This window comes from Comamonas sp. SY3 (assembly GCF_041730275.1).
In the GTDB taxonomy this organism is placed as follows: domain Bacteria; phylum Pseudomonadota; class Gammaproteobacteria; order Burkholderiales; family Burkholderiaceae_C; genus Comamonas; species Comamonas sediminis.
The window spans coordinates 1-13750 of record NZ_JBGTYN010000020.1; the positions used below are offsets into that span (position 1 = coordinate 1).

General features: G+C 65.2%; 14 protein-coding genes. 8 read left to right on the forward strand and 6 right to left on the reverse strand.

Annotated elements, in window-relative coordinates; translation table 11 throughout:
• Positions 1-132: 132 nt before the first annotated feature.
• The 8 genes from ACCQ08_RS20020 to ACCQ08_RS20055 all read left to right on the forward strand — a co-directional run bounded on the left by ACCQ08_RS20020 (position 133) and on the right by ACCQ08_RS20055 (position 7423).
• Complete coding sequence (locus ACCQ08_RS20020; RefSeq protein WP_312417948.1) at positions 133-528, forward strand: MerR family DNA-binding transcriptional regulator; 396 nt, start codon at positions 133-135, stop codon at positions 526-528.
• 97 nt (positions 529-625) lie between these two features.
• Entirely contained in the window at positions 626-1807 is a 1182-nt protein-coding gene (locus ACCQ08_RS20025; protein ID WP_021024982.1) for an isovaleryl-CoA dehydrogenase, read from the forward strand.
• A gap of 49 nt (positions 1808-1856) precedes the next feature.
• Complete coding sequence (gene can, locus ACCQ08_RS20030; RefSeq protein WP_239810412.1) at positions 1857-2519, forward strand: carbonate dehydratase; 663 nt, start codon at positions 1857-1859, stop codon at positions 2517-2519.
• A 101-nt stretch (positions 2520-2620) separates the two neighbouring features.
• On the forward strand, positions 2621-3802 hold the full coding sequence (locus tag ACCQ08_RS20035; RefSeq protein WP_373450790.1) for an acetyl-CoA C-acyltransferase: 1182 nt from the start codon (positions 2621-2623) through the stop codon (positions 3800-3802).
• 27 nt (positions 3803-3829) lie between these two features.
• Positions 3830-4930, forward strand: a complete 1101-nt coding sequence (locus tag ACCQ08_RS20040) for a hypothetical protein (RefSeq protein ID WP_373450791.1) — start codon at positions 3830-3832, stop codon at positions 4928-4930.
• Positions 4927-5550, forward strand: a complete 624-nt coding sequence (locus ACCQ08_RS20045) for an MSMEG_1061 family FMN-dependent PPOX-type flavoprotein (protein ID WP_373450792.1) — start codon at positions 4927-4929, stop codon at positions 5548-5550. The genes ACCQ08_RS20040 and ACCQ08_RS20045 overlap by 4 nt, the downstream gene beginning before the upstream one ends.
• 26 nt (positions 5551-5576) lie before the next feature.
• Entirely contained in the window at positions 5577-6245 is a 669-nt protein-coding gene (locus tag ACCQ08_RS20050) for an SDR family oxidoreductase (protein ID WP_239810416.1), read from the forward strand.
• Positions 6246-6292: 47 nt separating this feature from the next.
• The gene (locus ACCQ08_RS20055; RefSeq protein WP_373450793.1) at positions 6293-7423 is read left to right on the forward strand and encodes an acyl-CoA dehydrogenase family protein; all 1131 of its coding nucleotides are present in this window, start codon (positions 6293-6295) and stop codon (positions 7421-7423) included.
• Between the two features lie 51 nt (positions 7424-7474).
• Here ACCQ08_RS20055 and ACCQ08_RS20060 read toward each other — a convergent pair whose 3' ends face one another.
• The 6 genes from ACCQ08_RS20060 to ACCQ08_RS20085 all read right to left on the reverse strand — a co-directional run bounded on the left by ACCQ08_RS20060 (position 7475) and on the right by ACCQ08_RS20085 (position 13718).
• Positions 7475-8242, reverse strand: a complete 768-nt coding sequence (locus tag ACCQ08_RS20060) for a class II glutamine amidotransferase (protein WP_373450794.1) — start codon at positions 8240-8242, stop codon at positions 7475-7477.
• A gap of 77 nt (positions 8243-8319) precedes the next feature.
• Positions 8320-9786, reverse strand: coding sequence for a DHA2 family efflux MFS transporter permease subunit (locus ACCQ08_RS20065; protein WP_239810419.1), 1467 nt, complete (start codon positions 9784-9786; stop codon positions 8320-8322).
• A gap of 104 nt (positions 9787-9890) precedes the next feature.
• Positions 9891-10133: a cysteine-rich CWC family protein gene (locus tag ACCQ08_RS20070; RefSeq protein WP_373450795.1), complete on the reverse strand. Its 243-nt coding sequence runs from the start codon at positions 10131-10133 to the stop codon at positions 9891-9893.
• Positions 10130-11116: a phosphoesterase gene (locus ACCQ08_RS20075; protein WP_312836252.1), complete on the reverse strand. Its 987-nt coding sequence runs from the start codon at positions 11114-11116 to the stop codon at positions 10130-10132. The genes ACCQ08_RS20070 and ACCQ08_RS20075 overlap by 4 nt, the downstream gene beginning before the upstream one ends.
• Before the next feature lie 106 nt (positions 11117-11222).
• A complete protein-coding gene (locus tag ACCQ08_RS20080; RefSeq protein ID WP_373450796.1) occupies positions 11223-12671 on the reverse strand; it encodes an aldehyde dehydrogenase family protein in 1449 nt (482 codons plus the stop codon).
• A 60-nt stretch (positions 12672-12731) separates the two neighbouring features.
• Entirely contained in the window at positions 12732-13718 is a 987-nt protein-coding gene (locus ACCQ08_RS20085) for a 2-hydroxyacid dehydrogenase (protein ID WP_373450797.1), read from the reverse strand.
• Positions 13719-13750: the final 32 nt, after the last annotated feature.

The window sequence follows — 13750 nt, forward strand, 5'->3', positions numbered from 1 at the left end:
GGCTTTTATACTGATCAACCCCTCTGCTCTACCGAGTAGAGGGGTTTTTCTTTTTGTCCGGCGCCTGGTGGTGCCAAGCGGTGCATGCCGCATAATGGTCCATCCAGAACAACAAGCGCATGCAGGGGGACCATGACACCGACTTATTCCATCGGGCAGCTGGCGGCAGAATTTGATCTAACGACCCGGGCCATCCGCTTTTATGAGGACATGGGCCTGCTGCACCCCGAGCGCACGGGCGCCGGCGGCAAGCAGCGCGTGTATTCGGCCAAGGAGCGCACGCGTCTTCGGCTGACCTTACGGGCCAAGCGCCTGGGGCTGACCTTGCAGGAAGCCAAGGAAATCATCGACCTTTACGAGTCGCCGCGCGACACCGGTGTTCAGCTGAGCCGCTTTATTGAGGTTCTGACGGCGCACCGCCAGCGCCTGCAGACCCAGTTGGCAGATTTGCAGGCCAACTTGGCAGAAATTGATGAGCATATGCAGGAAGCCCATGCTTTGCTCGCAAAGCAGCCGTCAAAAAAATAATATATAGTTGACGTGAACGTAAACGTAATGATGCCGTTCCACCGCCTTCGCCGGTGGCCGCGGCATCTGGTGCGCCATATAGATAGGAGACAAGACCATGTCCGGATTGCCAGGCCTGAATTTCCAGTTGGGTGAGGATATCGACGCTTTGCGTGATGCCGTGCGCGAGTTTGCGCAGGCTGAAATCGCGCCGCGTGCCGCCGAGATTGACCGCAACGACCAGTTCCCGATGGACCTGTGGCGCAAGTTTGGTGACCTGGGCGTGCTGGGCATCACGGTATCCGAACAGTATGGCGGCGCCGACATGGGCTACCTGGCCCATATGGTGGCGATGGAGGAGATCTCCCGTGCCAGCGCGTCGGTAGGCCTGTCCTACGGTGCGCACAGCAACCTCTGTGTGAACCAGATCAACCGCAACGGCAATGAAGCCCAGAAGGCCAAGTACCTGCCCAAGCTGATCAGCGGTGAGCATGTGGGCGCGCTGGCGATGAGCGAGCCGGGTGCCGGCTCCGACGTCATCAGCATGAAGCTCAAGGCTGAGGACAAGGGCGGCTACTACCTGCTCAACGGCAACAAGATGTGGATCACCAATGGCCCGGATGCCGACACCCTGGTGGTGTACGCCAAGACCGAGCCGGAGATGGGCGCCCGGGGTGTCACCGCCTTTCTGATCGAGAAGGGCATGCCCGGTTTTTCGATTGCACAAAAGCTGGACAAGCTGGGCATGCGCGGCAGCCATACCGGCGAGCTGGTGTTCCAGAACGTCGAAGTGCCTGCGGAGAACGTGCTGGGCCAAGTCAACGGCGGCGCCAAGGTGCTGATGAGCGGCCTGGACTATGAACGCGCCGTGCTGACCGGTGGCCCGTTGGGCATCATGCAGTCGGTGATGGACAACGTCGTGCCCTACATCCATGACCGCAAGCAGTTTGGCCAAAGCATCGGTGAGTTCCAGCTCATCCAGGGCAAGGTGGCTGATATGTACACCGTGCTGCAAGCGGGCCGCTCTTTTGCCTATACGGTCGCTAAAAACCTCGATCTGCTCGGAACCGACCATGTGCGCCAGGTACGCAAGGACTGCGCCAGCGTCATTCTCTGGTGCGCCGAGAAGGCCACCTGGATGGCCGGCGAAGGCGTGCAAATCTATGGCGGCAATGGGTATATCAACGAGTATCCGCTCGGCCGCCTGTGGAGAGATGCGAAACTCTATGAAATTGGCGCCGGCACCAGCGAGATTCGCCGCATGTTGATTGGGCGTGAGCTGTTCGCAGAAACCTGCTGACCGGCTGCGCTGCGCCATCCTGATACCCACACAACAAAAGGATAGCCTTATGAGTACAACCTCCATCAAAGACCTGTTTGACCACAACCGTTTGTGGGCAGAGCAGATGGAGCGTGACCGCCCCGGGTTCTTCACGGGCCTGATGTCGCAGCAGCACCCCAAGTACATGTGGATCGGTTGTTCGGACAGCCGTGTGCCCGCCAACCAGATCACCGGTCTGGAGCCCGGTGAGGTGTTCGTGCACCGCAATGTGGCCAATGTGGTGGTGCCCAGCGATCTGAACTGTTTGTCCACCATCCAGTATTCGGTGGACCAGCTCAAGATCCAGGACCTGATGGTCGTGGGCCACTACGGCTGCGGCGGCGTGCTTGCTGCGCTCGAAGGCCTGCGCCTGGGCCTGGTCGACAACTGGACCCGCCACGTGCGCGATGTGCGCGACAAGCACCTGGCACTGCTGCAAAGCCTGTCGCCCCAGCACCGCCATGATGCGCTGTGCGAGCTCAATGCCATCGAGCAGGTGGTGAATGTGGCGCAGAGCACCATCTTGCAGGACGCCTGGACGCGCGGCCAGAAGGTGACCTTGCACGGCTGGTGCTACAGCCTCAAGAACGGCCTGATCACCGACCTGGAGATGACCGTTCCAGGCATTGGCGGGCTGTCCGAAGTCCACCAACGCGCCGTGGCCCTGGTGGCCGAGCGCAAGCGCGATTAAACCCGCCAGGCATCCCTGCGTCCAGGGCTGCCTTTTTTACAGCGCGAGCGGTCCCTGAGAGGCCTGCCGCACAAGACCCGAATTCAATCAGGAGACACCAGATGCATGATCCCGTCGTTATCGTTGGCGCAGCTCGTACCCCCATGGGTGCCTTCATGGGCGATTTTGCCGAGCTCTCGGCCAATGACCTGGGCGGCGCGGCCATCAAGGCAGCGGTGGAGCGCGCGGGTGTCGCCCCTGAAAAAGTGGAAGAGGTGCTGTTCGGCAACTGCCTGATGGCTGGCCAGGGCCAGGCCCCGGCGCGCCAGGCCCTGTTCAAGGGTGGTCTGCCCAAGAGCACCGGCGCTGTGACCCTGTCGAAGATGTGCGGCGCCGGCATGGAGGCCACCATCCTGGCCCATGACCAGCTGGTGGCCGGCAGCCGCGATGTGATGGTCGCCGGCGGCATGGAAAGCATGACCAATGCCCCCTACCTGCTCAAAAAGGGCCGTGGCGGCTACCGCATGGGCCATGACAAGGTGTTCGACCACATGATGCTCGATGGCCTGGAAGATGCCTATGAGCCCGGCCGCTCGATGGGGACCTTTGGCGAGGACTGTGCCGCCAAGTACCAGTTCAGCCGCGAGCAGCAGGACCAGTTCGCCATTGCCAGCGTGCAGCGCGCGCAGGCGGCGACCGCGTCCGGCGCCTTCAAGGCAGAGATCACGCCGGTCACTGTGTCCACCCGCAAGGGCGAGGTCACCGTGACCGAGGACGAAGGCCCCGGCAAAGCGCGGCTGGACAAGATCGCCGCCCTCAAGCCCGCGTTCAAGAAGGATGGCACGATCACGGCGGCGTCCAGCTCCAGCATCAACGATGGCGCAGCCGCTCTGGTGCTGATGCGCGAATCCACCGCCAAGGAGCTGGGCTGCAAGCCGCTGGCCAAGATCGTGGCCCATGCCAGCTACGCGCAAGAGCCCGAGTGGTTCACCACCGCACCGATCGGCGCGACCGAGAAGGCCCTGAAAAAGGCCGGCTGGAAGGTCGAGGATGTGGACCTCTGGGAAATCAATGAGGCCTTTGCCGTGGTGCCGATGGCGCTGATGGCCGACATGAAGGTCTCGCACGACATCGTCAACGTCAACGGCGGCGCCTGCGCGCTGGGCCACCCCATTGGTGCCAGCGGTGCGCGCATTCTGGTGACCCTGCTGCATGCGCTGCAGGCCCGTGGCAAGCGCCGTGGCCTGGCTACGCTGTGCATTGGCGGAGGTGAGGCCACTGCGATGGCGATTGAAATCATGTAGTCTAGTCATCCTGACAGAGGAGAAACTATGACGAACGAATCGGTGGGCCCCGGCCCGGGGCAGATGCAGGCAAAGGATATCGAGTCCTTCTGGCAGGAATTGGTCTACCAGGAGCGCCACCTGGCGCTGTTGCCCAACCAGGCCTTTGTGGTGCAGGCCAACGAGATGCTGGCCCGCATCGCCCCCGATTTGGCGCTGGAGCTGGAGCGCTCGGAAGGCAGCCTGTTTTCGCGCCTGGTGTTCAGCGCCCATGGCAATGTCGACCAGTTCGAGAACCTGATGGCGCTGGTGCGTGCGGCGCCCAGCCTGCCGGGCTACAAGGTGCAGGCCTTCCGCAACCGCAGCCCCATCAACGATTTCAGCATGGCGATGGAGGGCCTGGAGCTCTCCTGCTCGGACGTGCTGGTGGCCCACTACGATGCCGGCGGCATCGTTGGCCTGGAGCTGGGCTTTGAGAAGATCATCGCCCCCGAGCAGCGCGAACTGGCCCAGCACATGGCCTTCATCATGCTCGACCATGTCCTGGGCGAATGGGACTTTGCGGTGCGGGTCGGCCCGGTCGATGTGGTCGATGCCTTCTCGCCCGAGGTCGCTGGCGTGGGCCCGCTCTCCGCCTTCCCTGCCGTGTTCGACGCCTTTTTGCGCGACAGCCTGGGGCGCAGCTACCGCTTCCCCCCGGCCGACGATGACCGCTGGAAAATGCTGGAGGCACGCCGCCGCGATGCCCCCGCCGATGCCGTGCCCGATCTGCTGGGCCTGCGCCTGTCGGCCAATGCCGTGGCCACGCGCGCCGATCTGCCTTACTGCCTGCAATGGACCTTAACGTTTGAAGACGGCGAGACCCTGGACCAGGCACGTGATGCGCAGGAAGGCTTGCAGGCGGCGCTGGAGCGCATGGAAAACGGCATTCTGGCTTATACCCGTATCGAAGGCATGCGCGAGCGCACTGCCTGCTACTACGTCGATGACGCCGCAGCCGCCCGCCAAAGTCTGCAGCAGCAGGCGGTGGCCCTGCCCGGTCGCGTCGACGTGTCTTTCGATCCCTCCTGGGATGCGTATCTGGCCGTCTATGCAGCCGCAGGCGCTGCGGCGGCCGATGCAGAACATGACGACCCGGAGGCTGCATGATCGAATCTACCGAGCAACTGCGCGCGCTGTACGCCCAGCCCGCCGAGCGTGCGCTGGCCAAGCAGCTGGACCACCTTGATGTGCATTGCCAGCGCTTTATCGCGCTGTCGCCGCTATGCGTGGTGGCCACGGCCGGCCAGGCTTGCGAGATGCTCGATGCCTCGCCCCGGGGCGGCCCGCCCGGCTTTGTCAAATGCCAGAGCGCGCAGCACCTGCTGCTGCCCGATGCCGGGGGCAACAACCGGCTCGATTCGCTCAACAACCTGCTGACCGATGCCCGTATCGCGCTGCTTTTCCTGCTGCCTGGCGTGGACGAGACCTTGCGCGTCAACGGCACCGCAAAGCTGCGCGATGAGGCCCGCTTCATCGATGTGTTCGATGGCGAACGCCAACGGCCCAAGCTGGTGATCGAGATCGAGGTGCGCGAAGCCTATCTGCACTGCGCCAAGGCCTTGATGCGCTCGCGTCTGTGGCAGGCCGAGGCACAGATCGCGCGCAGCACCCTGCCCACGCTCAACCAGATGATCCATGACCAGATGGGCTCAAGCGCGGAACCCGAGCCGCAGGCGGACATGGTGGCGCGCTACCAGCAGCAAATCCTGCAAGAGCAGGGACAGTGACGACAACCGCCGAGGAGGGCGTAGGAATGGCTGTGATTTTGGTGATCGGCGCCTCGCGCGGCATTGGCCTGGAGCTGGTGCGGGAATATGCGCAGGCAGGCTGGACGGTGCTGGCCACGGTGCGTGATGCGGAGGCGCAGGCGCGGCTGCAGGCGCTGGGCGCGCGGGCTTTTCTGGTTGATGTGCTCAAGCCGGAGAGCGTGACGGCACTGGCCACGGCATTGGCGGGCCAGCAGATCGACTTGGCGATGTATGTGGCCGGTGTGATCCGCCGGCCCAATGCCCGCACGGTGCCGACCCAGGCCGATTTTGATGCGGTGATGCACACCAATGTGCTGGGCGCCATGCAGCTGCTGCCGCAGATCGGCCCGATAGTCGAGGCCAGCGGCGGCGTGTTTGCCTTTATCTCGTCGTCGATGTCGCAGATCGAAGGCGTGGATGACAGCTATTCCTGGCTGTACAGGGTCAGCAAGACGGCGCTGAACATGGCGGTGGCCTCCGCCCAGCATGACTACCCCGGCGCGCGCCTGATCACCTTGGACCCGGGCTGGGTGCAGACCGACATGGGCGGGGATGAAGCGCCGCTGACCGTGCAGCAAAGCGTGAGCGGCATGCGCCAGACCCTGGCCTCGGTCAGCGATGCGGACAAGGGGCGCCTGCTGCACCACGATGGCCGCCGCGCCAAGCACTGGTAAGCCCGCCAAGCAGACAGCGACAGAACGAGAAAATCCGGAGACAACCGATGCTTTTGAACGACGACCAGACGATGATCCGCGATGCCGTGCGTGAATTTGCCCAGGCCGAGCTGTGGCCGCACGCCGCGCAGTGGGACCGCGACCATGTGTTCCCCAAGGCAGCCCACCAGGGCCTGGCCCAGCTGGGTGCCTACGGCATCTGCGTGCCCGATGCGCTCGGTGGCGCAGGGCTGGACTACATCAGCCTGGCCTTGGTACTGGAAGAAATTGCCGCTGGCGACGGCGGCACCAGCACCGCCATCAGCGTGACCAACTGCCCCGTCAATGCCATCCTGATGCGCTACGGCAGCGATGCGCAGAAAAAGCAATGGCTGGCACCATTGGCAAAGGGCGAGATGCTGGGCGCCTTCTGCCTGACCGAGCCCCATGTCGGCTCGGACGCCAGCGCGCTGCGCACCACCGCCAGCAAACAGGGCGATGCCTATGTGATCAATGGCGTCAAGCAGTTCATCACCAGCGGCAAGAACGGCCAGATGGCGATCGTGATTGCGGTGACCGACAAGGGCGCCGGCAAAAAGGGCATGAGCGCCTTTATCGTGCCCACCGACAACCCGGGCTACCAGGTGGCGCGGCTGGAGGACAAGCTTGGCCAGCACAGCAGCGATACCGCGCAGATCAATTTTGAGAACTGCGTGGTGCCGGCCGAGAACCTGATCGGCGCCGAAGGCGAGGGCTACAAGATTGCGCTGGGCGCGCTCGAAGGCGGGCGCATTGGCATTGCTGCGCAGAGCGTGGGCATGGCGCGCAGCGCCTTTGATGTGGCCGTGCAGTACGCCAAGGAGCGCGAGAGCTTTGGCACGCCCATCATCAACCACCAGGCCGTCGGCTTTCGCCTGGCCGAATGCGCCACGCAGATCGAGGCCGCCCGCCAGCTGATCTGGCATGCTGCCAGCCTGCGCGATGCCGGCCAGCCGTGCCTGAAGGAAGCCGCCATGGCCAAGCTGTTTGCCAGCGAGATGGCCGAGCGCGTCTGCAGCGCCGCCATCCAGACCCTGGGCGGCTATGGCATCGTCAATGATTTTCCGGTGGAGCGCATCTACCGCGATGTGCGGGTCTGCCAGATCTATGAAGGCACCAGCGATGTGCAGAAGATCCTGATCACCCGCGCGCTGGCTTGAGGGCCTTTGCAGGATCGTGAAAAACAAACCCGGCGCTGCCGGGTTTGTTGTTTAGAGCGCCAGGCGCCGGCCGTCGGCAAACACCATCAGCTCGCCGGGCTGGAAAGCTGTCCACTGCTCGTTGGTGGTCAGCGGCGACGTCACCACCACGGCCACCCGGTCCTGCGGCGTGGTGCAGGTGGCAAAGTCGATGCTCACGTCCTCATCGCTCAGCTGTGCCTGCGAGAACGGATGCGCGCGCTCGGTGTAGCACAGGAAGGTGTTCGCATGGGCCCAGAGCGCCTCGCCATTGGAGAGCAGAAAGTTGAAGGTGCCATGCGGCGCAATCTGCGCGGCCAGCTCGCGCAGGGTGTGGGTCAGCTCGGCGATGCTGGGCGTGCCGGCATGGGATTTCCACAGCTCCTGCATCAGCCAGCAAAACACATGCTCGCTGTCGGTATCGCCTACTGGATGAAAGTGGGTGTGCAGGCGGGGGCGGAAGTCCTTGAGGTCGCCATTGTGGGCAAACACCCAGTTCTTGCCCCAGAGCTCGCGCACAAAGGGGTGGCAGTTCTGCAGCAGCACCTGGCCCTGCGTGGCCTTGCGGATATGCGCAATCACATTGCGGCTGTGGATGGGGTAGCGCCGCACCAGCTCGGCCACCGGCGACTGGACGGCCGGCTGGTGGTCCACCAGCAGGCGCAGGCCGCCTTCTTCAAAGAAGGCGATGCCCCAGCCATCGCTGTGGTGGTCGGTATTGCCGGCCCGCTGCGAAAAGCCGCTGAAGCTGAAGTTGATGTCGGTGGGGGTGTTGCAGTTCATCCCCAGCAGTTGGCACATGGCAAAAACTCTTTGGAAACCGTTGGATGGCCCAGTGTAGACCATTCGCTACGGGCCAAGAACCTGGTCAAAGTCTCTTATGGCCTGGCCGCCGCAGGTGCCTGCAGCTGGCGGGCAGCGACGCCCGCGAGCACACAGACCACGGCCAGCATCAAAAAAGTGTCGCGAAAACCCGCCACCCGCTCGGCCAGCACAATGTCGATGGCGGGCGACTGGTTGGCGTAGAAGGCCACGCGCCACTCCAGAAAGATGCCGCAGAGGCTCACCCCGGCGGCGCCGCCGAGCATGCGCAGAAAGCTGAAGCTGCTCGACCCCTGTGAGATCAGGCTTTTGTCCAGCGAACGCATGCTGCCCAGGGTCAGCGACGGCAGGATGAAGCCCAGTCCAATGCGGCCCAGCACCGTATAGCCCACCAGCAGCCACAGCGACGAGCCCGGCTGCAGCACACCGGTCAGCACAAAGGACAGCGCCAGCAGCGAGAGGCCGCCGATCACCAGCCAGTGCACAGGGGTGCGGTCAGCCATGCGGCCGGCCAGCGCGATGACGCCGCCCAGCACCAGGCCAGCGGGCAGCATCGTGGTGCCCACGACCGACGCCGAGTACGACAGCCCCAGCTGCATGAATACCGGCAGCAGGTAGGTGGAGCCAAACAAGGCCACGCCGTAGATGAAGGCCACGATGCAGCCGGCCGCAAAAGGCTTGCTGGCAAACAGGCGCAGGTCCATCAGCGGCTTGCCGCCCTGGGCCAGCAGGCGCCGCTGCCAGCCAATGAAGGCGGGCAGGCAGACCAGCGCAATCGCCAGCAGCACGGCGCTTTGCTGCCAGCCGCTGCCATGCAGCGCCACCAGGCCATTGAGCAGGCAGACCGTGCCGGTGGTGGCAATGGCCAGGCCCAGCCAGTCCAGGCTGTTGCCATGGCGGTCGGCGGCGGCGCCGCCGGGCGCATTGACGGGCACAAACTTCAGCCCCAGCCAGACCGAGGCCAGGCACAGCGGCACGACCATGAAGAACACCGAACGCCAGCCCATCCAGTCGACCAGCAGGCCGCCCACGCTCGGGCCAATGGCCGGCGCCAGCACGATGCCCATGCCAAACAGGCCGTTGGCCCGGCCTTGCTCATGCGATGCGAAGGCATGCAGGATGATGATGGCGGGAATCGGCTGGATCACACCGGCCGCCAGCCCTTCGACCACGCGCGCCACCAGCACCAGGTTGTAGTCGCTGCTGAAACCGCCGCCCATCCCCCCCAGCATCAGCAGCAGCACGGCGCCCAGGTAGGTGTTGCGGTAGCCATAGCGCGACAGCAGCCAGGGCGTGGTCAGCATCGCCACCGTGGTGGCCACCATGAAGGACGAAGTCACCCATTGCGCACGCGACTGGCCGAGCTGGAAGTGCTGGCTCATCGCCGGAATGGCGACATTGAAAATGGTTGACGAGATGATCGAGGCCATCGTGCCCACCATCACGCTGAACAGCAGGTACCAGCGAAAGCGCTCCCCATAGAGGCTGCGCAGATCCTGGGCGTTGTGGTGTCTTATCTGCATGGCGGAGGCTGGGCGGATGGGGCGCGTGTGGCGGTTGGCCGGGTGGGGCGCCTGCAAGCAGGCCGGCCCCGGGCGTTTGATGATGATCCTGGGGCTGGGGCTTGTCAGTCACCCCGGTTGGGGCTGGCGCCGGGCTCGGGTTGCGCGCTGCCACAGGCCGGGCAGATGCAGCGCTGGCCGCGCTCGGCCGGGGCCAGGCGCTGCAAGGCCTGGGGGTCGATATCGGCGGTCATGCACCAGCACTGGGCAGCGGGCAGGCCCTGGGCCACGGCGCAGCCGTTGCGCTGGCCGCACAAGGGGCATTGCTGCGCCCAGGTGCCGCTGCCTGTGCCGGTGGCAGGCATCATGGCGTGCCCGTGGGCGCCGGGGTAGGCGCTGCGGCGGGCGCGGGGCGTGGGGGCGGCAGCGCGTCTTCGGGCCGGGCGGTCAGGCTGCCGGCCAGCAGCTCGGGCAGGCGGTCCACCCCCATACGGAAGCCGCAGGCCTGCGCATGGCCGCCACCGCCCATGCTTTCGGCCAGCGGAATGCAGTTGAAGTCCGAGCGCGAGCGCAGGCCGCATTTGGCGCCCTTGGGGCTGGCGCTCCACATCAGCGCAAAGGTGCCGCTCTGCTTGGCCAGGATATCGCCGACCTGGCTGTGGAACATGCCCGGGGCATTCACCATCAAGCCAGCCACGCCATTGAACACCAGCGGCTGCGCGCCTTCGGCAATGTCGCTGCAGAGCTTGAGGTACTTCTCGTCCATCGCGCCGCCCCGGGCCATGAAGGCGCTCAGTTGTTCGGGGCTGAAGGCTGCAATCTCGGCCCAGCGCTCAAAGCTGCGCGGCTCCATGTCCAGCGCGGCCAGGAAGGCACCGCTTTCGGGGTACTGCCAGCGCCAGATGTCGCGGTCCTCGATGTGCAGCACCAGCGCGGGGATGGGGTTCTGGGGAAAGAAGAACTCCCAGGCCAGGCGCGCGCCGGACTTGTTCATGTCGAAATGCACGACGCCGCAGGTGCATTGGTAGCCATGGAGCTTCTCTGCCGCGCTCTTGTGGTGGTCCAGCAGCACCAGCTTGTGGGCCTGCGCCTCGATGGCCGCCAGCAGCTCGGGGCCAAAGGCAAAGTCGAGGATGTAGATCGTGCGGCCGGCCAGCGGCCCCAGGTCGTCCACGGTCTGGATCTCGCCATGGTCCAGGCCGCGAAACTCTGCGTTGCCGGAGAAGAACAGCCAGGCCGCCAGCGCCGCGCCATAGCCATCGGGGCAGTTGCGGCCGTGGTAGAGGATCAGGGGCTGAGGGTCGTTGATGTCGGCCGTCACCGGCAGAGAAAGGTCGGGCAGAAGTTTCATCCTGCCATTTTCCGCCAAGCGTATTACCTGAGAGCGACCAAGTACTGCGCGGGCATGCGGTGGAGGGCCACCGCATGCCCGCAGGCGCCATGGGCTGGCGCAGCGTTTATGCCAGCGTGTAGGCCGTCTTCACCGTGGTGTAGAACTCCTGCGCATAGCGGCCTTGCTCGCGCGGGCCGTAGCTCGATCCCTTGCGGCCGCCAAACGGCACATGGTAGTCCACGCCGGCGGTGGGCAGGTTCACCATCACCATGCCGGCCTGGGCGTGGCGCTTGAAGTGGCTGGCGTACTTCAGGCTGGTGGTGGCAATGCCGGCAGACAGGCCAAAGGCGGTGTCGTTGGCCACAGCCAGTGCTTCTTCATAGTTCTGCACGCGGATCACGCTGGCGACCGGGCCAAACACCTCTTCGCGGTTGATGCGCATCTGCGGCGTGCTGTCTACCAGCAGGGCCGGCTGCATGAAAAACCCCTCCTTGCCGCTGCCGGTGTGGCAGGCAATGCGGCTGCCGCCAGCGGCCAGCACGGCGCCTTCGGCCTTGGCGATTTCCACATAGCTCAGGTCTTGCTCCAGCTGGGCCTGGCTCACCACCGGGCCGATGTCGGTGCCGGCGGCGCGCGCATCGCCCACTTTGATCTTAGCCATGCGCTCTTGCAGCGCCTGCACAAAGGCGGGGTAGATCTTGTCGGTGACGATCAGGCGACTCGATGCGGTGCAGCGCTGGCCGGTCGAGTAAAAGCAGCTCTGGGCCGACAGTTCCACGGCCTGGGCCAGGTCGGCATCGTCCAGCACCACCTGCGGGTTCTTGCCGCCCATCTCCAGCTGCACCTTCTTGCCCGATTTGACGCAGGCCTCGGCAATGCCCCGGCCCACACCGACCGAGCCGGTAAAGCTGATCGCCGCCACATCGGGGTGCTGCACCAGTGCATCGCCAATGATGCGGCCCCGGCCCATCACCAGGTTGAAGACGCCGGCCGGGATGCCGCTGCGGTGGATGATGTCGGCCAGTGCCCAGGCGCTGCCGGGCACCAGGTCGGCGGGCTTGATCACCACGCAGTTGCCAAAGGCCAGCGCGGGGGCGATCTTCCAGGCCGGAATCGCGATGGGGAAGTTCCAGGGCGTGATCAGGCCGACCACGCCGATGGGCTCGCGCGTGATTTCCACGCCAATGCCGGGGCGCACCGACGGCAGGCTCTCACCGGCCAGGCGCAGGCATTCGCCGGCAAAGAACTTGAAGATCTGGCCGGCGCGGGCCACTTCGCCGATCGCCTCGGGCCGGGTCTTGCCTTCTTCGCGGGCCAGCAGATCGCCCAGCTCTTCCTTGCGCGCCAGGATTTCATGGCCGATCTTGTCCAGCGCATCATGGCGCGCCTGGATGCCCGAGACGCTCCAGGCTGGGAAGGCCGCAGTGGCCGCCGCCACTGCGGCATCCACGTCGCTGGCATCGCCTTGGGCGTACTGGCCGATCACATCGGACAGGTCGCTGGGGTTGGTGTTGGGAGAGGTGGTCTTGCCGGGTGTCCAGCTGCCGTTGATCAGGTTGTTGTGTGTCGTCATAGGCTTGCCAGGCGGTTGGGGCCTGGTCTCAAAAAAATGGAGGGGTGGTTCAGGTGCCGCTCAGGCAATGCGGGCCTGTGCCGCTGCCAGGGACCAGGGCACTTCCTGCAGCGGCTGGCCGTGGGCGATCAGGCTGCGCAGGTTGGCCAGCACCAGATCGGCCATCGCGCGGCGCGTCTCCTGGGTGCCGCTGGCGATATGCGGTGCCAGCACCACGTTGTCCTGCAGCAGCAGGCCGGGCAGGGGGCGGGGCTCGTCCTCGAACACATCGAGGCCGGCGCCGGCAATGCGCTGGTGTTGCAGCGCGTCCAGCAGCGCCGCTTCATCGACCACGCTGCCGCGCGCCACATTGATCAGAAAGCCCTGCGGGCCCAGCGCTTGCAGCACCTGGGCATCGACCAGGTGGCGGGTGTCGTCGCCACCGGCTGCGGTGATGACCAGAAAGTCGCACCACTCGGCCAGTTCCTGCAGCGAGGCCATGTAGCGGTGCGGCGAATCGCTGACCGGGCGGCGGTTGTGGTAGGCCACCTCCATGTCAAAACCGCTGGCGCGGCGCGCCACCTGGCGGCCAATGCGGCCCATGCCCAGAATGCCCAGGCGCTTGCCCGAGGCGCGGGTGTAGACGCCAAAGCGTTCGCTGGGCCAGAGGCCGGCGCGCACAAAGCGGTCGGCCGCCGCCAGGTGCCGGGCGCTGTCCAGCAGCAGCGCAAAGGCCATGTCGGCCACACAGTCGTCCAGCACGCCGGGGGTGTAGCCCACGCGGGCGGATGTGGCCAGGATGGCCTGCTGGTCCAGCGCATCAAAGCCGACGCCAAAACTGCTGATGCCGCGCAGTGCCGGCAAGGCCTGGATCACCGCGGCCGATGCACCCATGCTGGCCGAGGTGACCAGGTAGGCAAATTCCGAACCATGGGCAGCCAGGAACTGCTGCGGGTCCGCTTGTGCGCTCAGCACGGTGGTATCGAATTCCTGGGCCAGATCGGCGTCAAGCGCGGGCAGCGGCATCTTGCCCATTTGCAGCACGCGCGGGCGTTGGGTAGCAGTCATGTGTGGAGGGCTTTGAACGGAAGGAGCCCGGC